The organism is Pseudomonas sp. GB2N2 (assembly GCF_054897705.1).
The window spans coordinates 3,085,223-3,097,849 of record NZ_CM142701.1 but is presented as its reverse complement, the minus strand read 5'-3'; the positions used below and the strand labels follow the sequence as shown (position 1 = coordinate 3,097,849).

Sequence of the window (12,627 nt, the reverse complement as noted above, 5' to 3'; positions counted from 1 at the left end):
ACGCAATGAGTTGGTCCGCCAAGCAATACGTGGCTTTTGAAGATGAACGCACACGCCCGGCACGCGACTTGCTCGCGGCGATCCCGCCAATTGAAGCGCACTCGGCCATCGACATCGGTTGCGGCCCTGGTAACTCCACCGAGTTGCTGGTGGAGCGCTTCACCAGCGCCACAGTGCGTGGCGTCGACAGTTCGACCGACATGACCGACGCCGCCCGCAAGCGCTTGCCGCAAGTTCAGTTCGACACCGTGGACATCGGCACCTGGAACGACAGCGGTCCGTTCGACGTGATCTTCGCCAACGCGGTGTTGCAGTGGCTGCCCGATCACGAAACGTTACTGCCCTCGCTGGCATCTCGACTGACCGCGGGCGGTAGTCTGGCGATCCAAATGCCGGACAACCTCAACGAACCTTCCCACCGTCTGATGCGCGAAGTCGCCGCCGATGGCCCATGGGCCCGCAAGTTGGCCGATGCCGCCGGGCAACGCACGGTAATGGCCAGCGCCAGCGATTACTACTCGATGCTGCGACCGCACTGCGCCCGCGTCGATGTGTGGCGCACCACCTACCATCATCCGCTGGCAGGCGGGGCGTCGGGCGTGGTCGAGTGGTTCAAGGGCAGCGGCTTGCGGCCTTTTCTCGAACCGTTGGACGATGTGGAAAAAGCCCAATACCTCATGCAATACCACGCCGCGATCGAGCAGGCGTATCCGGCGCTGAGCGATGGCTCGGTGCTGCTGCCGTTCCCGCGACTGTTCATCGTCGCGACCCGCTGATGGCAAAAAGGGACAGGTATCGCTGAACGTTAGCTGTCCCTTCGCTTGGCACTCAAGTAGTCAAAAAGAAACGACGCAAAGCCGAATAACCCAATCATTGAAATGATCATGAGCCCCAACTCTGAATTGTCCATGCTGATCTCTGCGTGAAAGGTGAGCCGGCAGGGTAGGGGGTTTTGGGGCGGGTTGGATGCCGCGTTACTACGTCTTTACTGACCCGCGAGGATCTATACGTAAAACATACGCGGGGCGCCAACACACGCTGTGTGTAGCAGCTGGCGAAGCCTGCGTTCGGCTGCGCAGCAGTCGTAAATCAGGCGATGCGGTTTGTCAGAAAAATCGGGGACTCAGGTTTTACGACTGCTGAGCCGCCGAACGCAGGCTTCGCCAGCTGCTACAAAATCGGGGGGTGCTCTGAGAGGCACCCCCAAGTTACGGGACTACTTTTGCGCATCCATACGTCGTGCAATCACATCCATCACATCGCAGCCATCGCGCAGCGGTATGGCGCAAAGCATTGCGAAGTCGCTGAGAATCACCGAATCGGTGTTGATTTCGCCGCGCATCGCGAGGTTTTCCAGGACCTGCGTTACTGCGCCAATTCTGTAGCGGGCGGAACTGAGAAGGGAATGCAGTGGTTGGGTGGTGTTGACGTAGAAGGTGGGGAGGTCGTCGGCGTTGCTGGTTAAAGCCATGTAGTCATTCATGAGTGGTTACCATATCTAAGGAAAGATGTACCACTCAATCGTCGCCAAACAATAGGGTGGCAGCTGTACGTGGGTTGGCGAACCGGGACATGGCAAAACCGGCAGACCCTGGGGTCTCCCACGCACAGCCACCAAAAAAGAGGCGGCCAATTGCGTTCAAAAGCGCTCCGAGAAATTCTCGGAGGCTTCTGTACCAGTCATCGAGTCGCCAAACCCGATACGCCATTTGGGCGCGTTCGGACTATCGGGCTTATGACAACGGCACAGCAATGGACAAGTCTACGGACAATTCCCAGAGTCGTGTAGGACCTTGCCTTTTCCACTATTGGCCACTTTCTTGCCACCAATAACGGGCAATCGAAATCAACGTTTCACTTAATTCGACCCACAAAAAAACCGGCCACTGGGGGCCGGTTGAGCATCATCAAAACAAGTTCTTCAGCCTTGCTGCAACACCTTGAGTGCTGCCGATGCCAAAAAACCTGAGCGGCTCTTCTCTTCCGGATGATGCAGCACGTATTCGTCGATGCGATTGAGCAGGTAGCCCGGTAGGGTGATGTTCAGCTTCTGGGCCTTGCCCAGGTACTTGGTGACATCGATGTCCACCACCGCCCATGCACAACCTGCGTACTGCGGATTGGCCGCATGCAGAGTGACTTTGTTCGCGGGTGGAATCGGTGAACCGTCTTCCGCCAGAATTTCAAAATGGCCCTCAATGGCTTCACGAGCCATGGCCATCGCATCATCCAGATCCTCTCCGGCCGAGAAGCACCCCGGAATATCCGGTACCTCAACGCCCCACGCGTGTTCGTCATCGCCCATTGAAATCGCAATTGGGTAAAGCATGTTTATTGTCCTCCTGAGTCGCCGCGTGCTGGAGTTCGTCAGAGCAGCGCCTGTTGCAAAATGCTGATTGCCGTTTTTTTGAGCAGGTCCTTTTTCGGATGAGGAACTGTCACCAGCCCCGGTTTTGTCGGGTGCTTGAAGTGATGATGACTGCCCCTGATTCGAATTAGGTACCAGCCATCCGCAACGATTTGGCTTATCAAAAATCGGCTATTCACATCACCTCCGTGTGGTGTGCTTAGGTGGTTACTATACCTACTGATTTTTTTTGATCAACACTATAACCACTCTCTGTTGGAGCGCAGCAAGTTTAGGGTGACCAAAAACGAGGATAGAAGATGTGAGGACGAGGGCCGAAGGAAGGCTCCCTATCAGACGATTTCTGTGTTGCAGGATCTTGCATCCCTTCAGCGGCTGGCGTGGGCCACACCTATTTGGTGCCGTGAAACCGTTACTGACGCGAGAAAAACGTTAACAAAACTCCGATTTCACGGAAAAACGTTAATTTCCGCGCCGAAACACAAACCCCAGACACAAAAAAACCGGCCATCAAGGCCGGTTTTTTATTACCTGCATCCCCCGTCAAAAATCAACGTGAGACCAAAATTCGATTGGAGCGGGTGAAGGGAATCGAACCCTCGTTATCAGCTTGGGAAGCTGGAGTAATGCCATTATACGACACCCGCTCAGAGCGGCTGACTTTGTACCAGATGTGCGCATGGAAATGAAGTTTTTCTTTGCGCGGGATGGGTTTAGCGCGGGTGAAACAGGACATCAGACCCTAAATCGGTCGTTCGCGGGCAAGCCTCGCTCCTACAGGGTGGGGCTTGCTCGCGACGACACCGTTTCAGATGGCCAATGCATGGTGGTCCTGGACGTAGTGGTAACGCGGTCGGCTTGCCGGTGGAGCAGGTTGCAGGAAGCCCAGCAGAACGTTGCGGCTGTCGCGGCAGGCGGCTTTATGTTCCATGTCGAGGAAGTGGCCGGTCGCTTCGATGGTGGAGAAGGTGCTGTGTTGCACGCGGTTGGCGAACAGTCGCGCGCCGTCGGCGGCGGTGTATTCGTCCCATTCGCCGTTGACGAACAGCACCGGAACGTTGATTTTTTCCGAGGCCTTGAGAAAGCACTCGCGATCGCTGTGCAGCAAGTCGCTGATGTGGAAGTGCATCTGCCCGTATTCGTGATCGGCCAGGCTGCTGACGTGCCGGTAGTTGAAGCGCTTGAACAGGGTCGGCAGGTGTTTGCCGATGGTGCTGTTCACCAGGTTGCCAACCCGGTCGCCGTCGCGGCTGCCGAGGTAATCAACGCCGCGCTCGAGGTAGTCGAGCATGTGCGCGTTGATCTCCGGGGAGAACGAGCTGATCACGGCTTTTTCGATGCGCCGTGGCCGTTGGGCGAGGGCGACCAGGGTCGCGGCGCCACCCCAGGAGAACGACAGCACGTGTTCGGCGGCGAAGTGGTCGATCAGTTCCAGGAGAATCTGCCCTTCGACTTCCTTGGTCAGCAGTTTCTCATGCAGATTGTGAGCTTTCGATTTGCCCGCGTAGGGCTGGTCATAGCAAACAACATTGAACTGCGGATGCAGATTTTTCACGGTTTGTGCGAACGACGCAGTCGTGGCCATCGAGCCGTTGACCAGGATGATGGTCTTCTCTGCGGCGTCTGCGCGATAGAACTCCGTGTAAACCCGATACTGACCCTGTATATCCAGCACAGCGATTTCTGGCCTCATGTCATAAGACTCCTGGCAAGCGGGTATGCGCGCAAATGAGATTGCACGAGCTTTGTGACAGGTAGGCATACGCCTGGAATTTGGAGGCCCATGTCGATCCATTGCAGTCCGGTCGACGGGTGTTGTTATTGGCGGGCAGTCTGTCGGTCTGAGGCGGAACCTGAGGGTTCTCTAACCGGCAAAAAGTTTCTTAGAAGTATGTTGTGACTCGCCAGTCACATTTCGGCTGACGTCCTGATTCAAGCAGGGGAGTGGTAATCACGCAAGTGCCATTGGTAAATTGTTCGACAACTTCTGCTGAGCGGTACGCTGCTTAGATCAATTGGATCTCTTCGGTGCGCAGTGCGCGGTACTCGCCCGGTTTTAGCGCGTTATCGAGCACCAGAGGGCCCATGCGTTCACGGTGCAGGCGCAGCACTTTGTTGTCGAAGTGGCCGAACATCCGCTTCACCTGGTGGTAACGACCTTCGACGATGCTCAACCGCGCCGACTTCGGCCCGAGCAGCACCAGGTCGGCCGGCAACGTCGTGAGGTCTTCGAAAGCGAAGTACAGGCCTTCGGTGAATTTCAATGCGTATTCCGGGCCAATCTCCTGTTCGGTCTCGATGTAGTAGACCTTCGGCAGTTTGGTCTGCGGTTGGGTGAGGCGTCGCGACCAGCTGCCGTCATTGGTGATCAGCATCAGGCCGGTAGTGTTGAAGTCGAGGCGGCCGGCGATGTGCAGGTCGTGTTTGTCCGGCTCATCGATCAGGTCGAGCACGGTTGGATGCTTCGGGTCGCGGGTGGCGCTGACGCATCCGGGCGGTTTGTGCAGCATGAAGTAGCGCGCGGGTTTGCCGATTTGCAGCACGTCTTCGTCCACCTCGACGCGGCTGAATTCCAGCACTTCGGTGTGCGGGTCGCTGACGATTTTTCCGTCGACCCGCACGCGCTTTTCCACCAGCAACAGGCGAACCTGCTGTCGATTGAAGCGGGGCAAGTTGCTGAGAAAACGGTCAACGCGCATGAAGTGAGATCGACAGGAAAAGGGCCGCGCATCTTACGTGATCGGCCATGGTGATGCTTACAACTGCGCCTCGACCTGCGCCTGAACCTGCGCACAACGCGGGCACAGACAGGATTTGTCGCGCAGTTCTGGCGGCAGGGCTTCGAGTACCGCCGGATCGATGCTGACGCTGTAGCACCAGCAGGCCCGATCGGCGGTTCGCGGGTCAGCCAGGGTGCAGTCGTTGGAAGCACCGCAGGCCGGGCAGAGTTCAGGTGTGGTCATGTAGGACTATGCATAACTGGTTTGAGGCATTTGCGCGCAGGTTCGGTTCCGGCCGGATTGCTTGGCCCGGTACATCGCATGATCTGCCCGGGAGAGCAGGGTGTGCAAGGTGTCTTCCGGTTGCAGTGTTGTCAGGCCGATGCTAACGGTCAGCTGCAGGGCGTGATCGTTGTAGGCATAACGCTGTTGTTCGACGTGGTGACGAATTTTCTCGGCGATCATCAGACCGGTCTCACCGTCGGTGTCCTTGAGCAGCACGATAAATTCTTCACCGCCCCAGCGGCAGACGATATCGGAGTGACGCAGGCAACTGTGCAGATCCCGGGCGAAGCCGATCAGCACTTGATCGCCGGCCAAGTGACCGTAGGTGTCGTTCAACACCTTGAAGTGGTCCAGATCCAGCAACAACGCGGTCAGCGGTTTCGGTTCGCGTTGGGCCTCGTGCATCGCTTGTGCGGCCAGAAGGTCGAAGCCGCGACGGTTGGGCAATTCGGTGAGGCTGTCGAGGGTTGCCTGCGCCTGGATCTTGCCTTGATAGCGCTTGATCACCCGGCTGAGCAGTGCCAGCACGGTCAACGTCACGAGCAGGCAAATCAGCAGGTTGAGGTACAGCGACTGGCGGATTTCATTCAGGGCACCGTCTTCGCGTTTGTCGACGAACAGGTACCAGTTCAGCTCCGGAATAAACCGCGCGTTGAGGAAATGGCCCTGGCCGCGAACGGAGTATTCGTAGCTGCCGCTGTGGGGCTTGGGCAACTGGCCGATCAGCTCTTTCATGCTCTCGATTTCGCTGAGCTTCTGGCCGATGCGCGCGCCTTGCGGGCCACCTTCCGCGCCGGTGAGCACCAGTCGACCGAAGGTGTCGACGAAATACACGCTGCGTTGATAGCGCTGCTGGTACTTGTCGATCAGCTTGATCACTGCATCCACGGTCAGGCCAACGCCTGCCGCGCCGATGAAACGGTTGTTGTAGTCGTAGACCTTGTAGTTGATGAAGAAGGTCAGGTTGTCCTTGTTGGCCAGGTCCGGGTCGACGTTGATCTCGTAAGGGTCGGCCATGTCACGCACGCGGAAATACCAGGCGTCGCGCGGCTCGGTGACCTTGACCTGCTTGAGCACGCCTTTGGCGTGGTAATAGGTCAACGTGCCGTTGGAGACGAAAAACGCGCTGTAGGCGCCGTAATGGGTCATCACCTCGTTGAGGTAGCGGGTCATCTGCTCGGGGTTCTGCTCGCCGTTCACCACCCAGTCGCGCATGAAGGTGTCGCGGGACATCATCGAGGAAATCAGGATTGGTCTGACAAGGTCTTTCTGGATTTCCGAGTAGACCGTGTCCGACGTCAGCGGCAGCTCGGTGTTGACGATGTTGTCGCGGATCGAGGCGCGCGAGGCGTAGTAGCTGAGGAAGGACGTGGCAAGGAACCCAGCGCCCAACAGCGCGATCAGCGTCAGCACCAGCGAACGTTGCGAATACAGCGGCGAGTGAAGCGGCATGGCGATTCCGTTGGCAATGATCCGTTGGGGAGCATTCTAGTGGCACTGCCGGTAAATAACTGGAGGATTTGTGGGGTGAATCGGCAGGGATCAGGTTCCGCGGTGCCCAGGCTGACGCCATCGCTGGCAAGCCAGCTCCCACAAGAAACGCATAAAACCTGTGGGAGCCGGCTTGCCGGCGATTCGAAAGATCACCTCAAATGTGTCAGATACGCACGCCACCCGCCGAGATGGCTGATATTGACCGCCCCCTCCAATCCATACTGCTCACAGATAAAGCCACTCTCCCAACGCCCATCTGCCAGTTGCACCTTGCCCAACCCCAGCGGCGCAGGTATCCCAGTCAGAAACGAACCCAACTCGCTGCTCGGCAACTCCCAAACCTCCACCGCAATCGCCACGCCGCCATCCTTCACCCGCACCATCCCCGGACGAAACGGCGGGCCGCCGGCCAAGGCATACAGTTGATAGTCCGGCGAGCTGAGCGTCGTCTCGACCAACGTCGCGCCGCGTCTTTTCAACTGCCAGTTCAACGCCAGCCCATCCAGATGCGCGCCGCACACCACCAACCGCGCACGATCATTACGCGCGACCGTTGTTGGCGCAGGAGAAAGGCGCTGGAACGCATCCGCCACGCTCAGCAAATACTGATCGGTAAACGCCCGGCCAAACAGCGTCACGCCCCACGGCAGACCATTGCCCATGAAACCGCTCGGCACCGCGACGGCGGCGTAATCCAGCAGGTTCATGAAGTTGGTGTAGTAACCCAGTTCCGAATTGCGCAGCACCGGTTCGGCGTCCAGCTCCGCGAGGGTGACAGGACGGCCGATGGTCGGCGTGACCACGCAATCGAGTCCTGCCAGTGCTTTGTCACACAGGGTTTTCAGGGCTTGCAACCGATACTGCGCGCGGAATGTCTGCACGCCGCTGACCGCTGGCGCCTTCGCCAACACCGCGCGAATCACCGGCAGCACCGCTTGCGGATCTTTCTCCATCAATTCACCGGCAACGCTGTAGCGTTCCGCGACCCAGGGCCCTTCGTAGAGCAACCGCGCCGCTTCGAAAAACGCCGACATATCGAGCTCGACCGCTTCGCCACCCAACGCCTTGAGCTGATCGATGGCGTCGCCGAACAGCAGTGGCCCTTCAGGGCAACCGAAGAACTCCAGGTCCTGCGCACGCGGTACGCCGAAGCGGAACGGGCGCGGTGTGCCGAACGCCGAGCCGTCATTCCACAGCGGGTTGCTGCGGCTGTACTCGTCCCGCGGATCGAGGTGTGCTGTAAGCGCCAGCAACTGACTGGCTTCCCGCGCCGTCGCGGTAAAGGTCGTCACGCAATCGAGGGTGCGGCAGGCCGGCACCACGCCCGCCGTGGAGATCAGTCCTTTGGTGGCTTTCATCCCCACCAGATTGTTCAAGCCCGCCGGCACTCGCCCCGAGCCCGCCGTATCGGTGCCCAACGAAAAGCTCGCCACGCCCAGCGCCACCGCCAGTGAAGATCCGGCGCTGGAACCGCCCGACGGATACTCCGGCAACACGCTGTTCGGGCATGCGCCATACGGCGAGCGGCTGCCGTTGAGCCCGGTGGCGAACTGGTCGAGATTGGTCTTGCCCAGCGGAATTGCGCCCAGCGCCAGCAACTGCTCGACGATGGTCGCCGACTGGTCCGGCACATAGGCAAACGCCGGGCACGCCGCGGTGGTCGCAATCCCCGCCAGGTCGATGTTGTCCTTGATCGCGAAGGGCACCCCGTACAGCGGCAGGCTGTCGATATCGCGACCGTCCAGCGCGGCGAGGTACGGTTCCAGTTCTTCACTGCTGAGCAAATGAATGAACAGATGATAATCCGGGTTCAGCGCGGCGGCTTTGTCGCGCAAGCTCAGCAGCAATTGGCGGGGTGTGATGCTGCCGTCGCGGTAGGCGTTGCGCAGGGCGTCGAGTTGCAGATTGATGGTCATGAAGTGAGTCCTTTGCAAAGTGAGTTCAGTCGAGTTCCAGCACCACGACGCGCTGTCCGGCGCGCACCGCCGAACCGGGTTGCACGCGGATCTCGCGGACGATGCCGGCCATCGGTGCGAGCAGCGGGATTTCCATCTTCATCGACTCCAGAATCACCAGCACATCACCGGGGGCAACACGACTGCCGCTTTGCACCTGAACCTGCCAGAGGTTGCCGGCGATGTGGCTGTCGACGCCCATTTCGCCGAGGGCCAGCGGTGTCTCATGGGTCACTTCCGGCGCCGGCTCTTCACTGTCGAAATGCGCCTGGCCGCTGGCAATCCAACGCTCGCGCTCGGCGTTGAAAGCGCCTTGTTGCTGCTCGCGAAACGCGGCGATGGTCTGAGCTTCTTTCGCCAGAAATGCCTGGTAGTCCGCGAGGTTCAACTGGCTGTGCTCGATGTTCAGATCGAAGCGGCCGAGGGGGAAATCGCGACGAATGCGTAACAGTTCATCAGCGCTCACCGGGTAGAAGCGGATCTGGTCAAAGAAGCGCAACAACCACGGTTTGCCATCGAACGCAGCGACTTCGCGGTAGCGGTTCCACATCTGCAACGTGCGCCCGACGAACTGATAACCGCCGGGGCCTTCCATGCCGTAGACGCACATGTACGCGCCGCCGATGCCCACCGAGTTTTCCGCGGTCCAGGTGCGGGCCGGGTTGTATTTGGTGGTCACCAGGCGATGGCGCGGATCGAGCGGAGTGGCGACCGGCGCGCCGAGGTAGACATCGCCCAAACCCATGACCAGATAACTGGCGTCGAACACCGTGCGTTGCACTTCATCGAGGTTCGGCAGATCGTTGATGCGGCGGATGAACTCCAGATTGCTCGGGCACCACGGCGCGTCCTTGCGCACGGTGGTCATGTATTTTTCAATTGCCAACTGGCAGGCCGGGTCGTCCCAGGACAGTGGCAAATGGACGATGCGCGAGGGGACTTGCAGGTCTTGTGCGGCGCACACCGCGTCCCATTCACCGGCGACGATGCCGAGCAGATCCGCCAGCGGCAGTTGCTCGGGTTGGTAGTGCACTTGCAGCGAGCGGATGCCCGGTGTGAGGTCGATTACGCCGTGCAGGTGTTTGCATTCCAGCGCCTGCATGAGGGCGTGAGCGCGGAAGCGCAGGACCAGGTCAAGTTCAGGGGCGCCGATTTCCAGGAGCAGGTGAGTGTCGCCCGAAAGTCTCGCAACCAGCCGTGTATCCCCCTGACCCAAATCCAACACCACAGGCGACACGATTCCCTGTAGGAGTGAGCCTGCTCGCGATAGCGGTGCGTCAGTTACATCAATGTAGGCTGTACTGCCGCCATCGCGAGCAGGCTCACTCCTACAGGGGATGTTCCAATTCTGGGCGAGGGTTCGGGCGGTTTTGATATCGACGGGCTGGAACTGCACGTTGTCCCCAGCCTTGAGTTGCCCCAGCTGCCAAAGGTCGGCCTCGATCACGGTCACCGGGCACACGAACCCGCCCAGGCTCGGACCGTCCGGCCCGAGAATTACCGGCATGTCGCCGGTGAAATCCACCGCGCCAATGGCATACGGGTTGTCGTGAATATTCGACGGGTGCAACCCTGCCTCACCGCCATCCGCCCGCACCCATTCCGGCTTCGGCCCGATCAGGCGCACGCCGGTGCGGCTGGAGTTGAAGTGCACTTCCCACTGCGTCGCGAAGAAGGTGCCGATGTAGTTTTCAGTGAAGTATTCCGGCGCGCCATGCGGGCCGTAGATCACGCGGATTTTCCGGACGGCTGCCAGCTCAGTGAGTTCAGGCAATTGCTCACCGACGCTGTGGTTGCTCAACGCCGGCACATGCAACACATCGCCGGCGCGCAACGCGCGACCGCCGTGCCCGCCAAATTGCCCAAGGGTGAAGGTGCTTTTACTGCCCAGATAATCCGGCACCTGCAGTCCGCCACGCAGACACAGGTAACTGCGCGCGCCCGCGCCGGCAATCGTGCCCAGGCTCAACGTAGCGCCTGCGGGAATCAGCAGCGCGGTGTTCATTGCCACGGCTTCACCGTTCAGCGTCAGCGGAATCACTGCGCCGGTCACCGCCACAACGGCAGCGCAATTGAAGCGCAGCAACGGCCCGCTCATGGTGATTTCCAGCGCGGCGAGGCCTTCGTCGTTACCCAGCAGAAGATTGCCCAGACGCAACGCGCGACTGTCCATCGGACCCGACGGCGGCACGCCCACCGCCCAATAACCGAGTCGGCCCGGATAATCCTGAACGCTGGTTTGGGTGCCCGCGCTGAGCACTTCAAAGGTGTTGGCCTGATAGACCAGATGTTCCAGGCACCGGGTCCACGGCTGACCGCTGGCGAACGGCGCATCAAGCAAAATCTGCCGCAGGTAATCGCGGTTGGTTTCCACGCCATAGAGCTGGCTGTCGCCCAAGGTTTGATGCAGATCGGCACGCGCTTCTTCGCGGGTCGGTGCCCAGCTGATGACCTTGGCGATCATCGGATCGAAGTACGGCGGAATCTCGCAGCCGGCTTCGACCCAGGTGTCGATGCGCAGCTGTTTGCCATCGGCAGCAGGAAAATTCACCGCGGTCAGCAGGCCTGGGCTCGGTTGAAAATCACGTCCCGGATCTTCCGCGTAAAGTCGCGCCTGAATCGCGTGACCCTCGGCTTTCAAACCTTTGCACAGCTCGCTCAACGGCGGCAAATCATCGGCCGCGAGCTCGACCATCCAGCGCACCAGGTCCACGCCCCACACCTGTTCGGTGACGCCGTGTTCGACCTGCAACCGGGTGTTCACTTCCAGAAAGTAGAAGCGCTGGTCTGCGCTGTCGAAGACGAACTCCACAGTCCCGGCGCTGCGGTAGTTCACCGCTTTCGCCAGTTTTATGGCCGCCGCGCACAGCTCATCGGCCATGCCCTCGGGCAGGTTCGGCGCCGGGGTTTCTTCAAGGACTTTCTGGTTGCGGCGTTGCACTGAACAGTCGCGCACGCCGAGGGCGATCACTTCACCGCGACCGTCGCCAAACACCTGAACTTCCAAGTGCCGGGCGCGCTGGATGTACTTCTCGATGAACACACCGGCGTCGCTGAAATTGTTCTGGCCGAGGCGCTTTACCGCTTCGAAGGATTCGCTCAACTCGGCCGCGCTGCGGCACACACGCATGCCGATACCGCCCCCGCCGGCGGTGCTTTTGAGCATCACTGGGTAGCCGACCTGTTCGCCGGCAATCAATGCCGCGTCGAGGCTGTCGAGCAGCTCGGTGCCTTCGAGCATTGGCACGCCGTGTTGCTTGGCGAGGGCGCGTGCGGTGTGCTTCAGACCGAACACGCGCAGTTGCTCGGGCGTCGGGCCGATGAAGGCGATACCGGCCGCCTCGCAGGCTTCGGCGAACGCGGCGTTTTCCGAGAGGAAACCGTAGCCGGGATGGATCGCCGTGGCGCCGGTCGCTTTGGCGATGGCGAGGATTTTCTCGACCGCCAGATAGGTGCCGGCGGCCGCGCCTTCACCGAGGCTGTGGGCTTCGTCGGCTTGCAGAAGGTGCAGGCTCGCGGCGTCGGCTTCCGAGTACACGGCGACGCCTCGGACGTGCAGCTGACGCAAGGTGCGCAAGATGCGGCAGGCAATGGCGCCACGGTTGGCAATCAGGACTTTTTCGAACATGGCGTAACCCCTGAAGGGGATGCGGGCCGTCCCGCAGTTTTTCGTTGGACGCCGAGGTCGTCCTCGACGGAAAAATTATTCACTTCAAAAACACCACGCCCCCCTGTAGGAGCTAGCCTGCTCGCGATAGCGGTGTGTCAGTTGGCATTGATGTGTCTGATACACCGCTATCGCGAG

General features: G+C 59.9%; 10 protein-coding genes and 1 tRNA gene. 1 reads left to right on the top strand and 10 read right to left on the bottom strand.

Features of this window, described 5'->3' with window-relative positions; translation table 11 throughout:
• Positions 1-5 precede the first annotated feature (5 nt).
• Positions 6-776, top strand: coding sequence for a trans-aconitate 2-methyltransferase (gene tam, locus ACYZT4_RS14385; RefSeq protein ID WP_461980617.1), 771 nt, complete (start codon positions 6-8; stop codon positions 774-776).
• A gap of 440 nt (positions 777-1,216) precedes the next feature.
• Here the strand turns inward: tam and ACYZT4_RS14380 are convergent, their stop codons facing one another.
• From ACYZT4_RS14380 to uca, 10 genes are all read right to left on the bottom strand, one after another.
• Positions 1,217-1,483, bottom strand: coding sequence for a short-chain dehydrogenase (locus tag ACYZT4_RS14380; protein WP_461980615.1), 267 nt, complete (start codon positions 1,481-1,483; stop codon positions 1,217-1,219).
• A gap of 438 nt (positions 1,484-1,921) precedes the next feature.
• Positions 1,922-2,329 carry a type II toxin-antitoxin system HicB family antitoxin gene (locus tag ACYZT4_RS14375; protein WP_461980613.1) on the bottom strand — a complete coding sequence of 136 codons (408 nt, stop codon included), beginning with the start codon at positions 2,327-2,329 and terminating at the stop codon, positions 1,922-1,924.
• Between the two features lie 38 nt (positions 2,330-2,367).
• Positions 2,368-2,547 carry a type II toxin-antitoxin system HicA family toxin gene (locus ACYZT4_RS14370; protein ID WP_461980611.1) on the bottom strand — a complete coding sequence of 60 codons (180 nt, stop codon included), beginning with the start codon at positions 2,545-2,547 and terminating at the stop codon, positions 2,368-2,370.
• Positions 2,548-2,941: 394 nt separating this feature from the next.
• Positions 2,942-3,015 (bottom strand) — tRNA-Gly (locus tag ACYZT4_RS14365).
• Positions 3,016-3,176: 161 nt separating this feature from the next.
• A complete protein-coding gene (locus tag ACYZT4_RS14360; RefSeq protein WP_461980609.1) occupies positions 3,177-4,061 on the bottom strand; it encodes an alpha/beta fold hydrolase in 885 nt (294 codons plus the stop codon).
• A 313-nt stretch (positions 4,062-4,374) separates the two neighbouring features.
• Positions 4,375-5,067 carry a pseudouridine synthase gene (locus ACYZT4_RS14355; protein WP_461980607.1) on the bottom strand — a complete coding sequence of 231 codons (693 nt, stop codon included), beginning with the start codon at positions 5,065-5,067 and terminating at the stop codon, positions 4,375-4,377.
• A gap of 57 nt (positions 5,068-5,124) precedes the next feature.
• A complete protein-coding gene (locus ACYZT4_RS14350) occupies positions 5,125-5,331 on the bottom strand; it encodes a cysteine-rich CWC family protein (protein ID WP_461980605.1) in 207 nt (68 codons plus the stop codon).
• A 6-nt stretch (positions 5,332-5,337) separates the two neighbouring features.
• Entirely contained in the window at positions 5,338-6,825 is a 1,488-nt protein-coding gene (locus ACYZT4_RS14345) for a sensor domain-containing diguanylate cyclase (RefSeq protein WP_461980603.1), read from the bottom strand.
• A 191-nt stretch (positions 6,826-7,016) separates the two neighbouring features.
• Positions 7,017-8,783, bottom strand: coding sequence for an allophanate hydrolase (gene atzF, locus ACYZT4_RS14340; RefSeq protein WP_461980601.1), 1,767 nt, complete (start codon positions 8,781-8,783; stop codon positions 7,017-7,019).
• A gap of 25 nt (positions 8,784-8,808) precedes the next feature.
• Positions 8,809-12,450 (bottom strand): urea carboxylase, encoded by a 3,642-nt coding sequence (gene uca, locus ACYZT4_RS14335; RefSeq protein ID WP_461980600.1) that lies wholly within the window; start codon positions 12,448-12,450, stop codon positions 8,809-8,811.
• Positions 12,451-12,627: the final 177 nt, after the last annotated feature.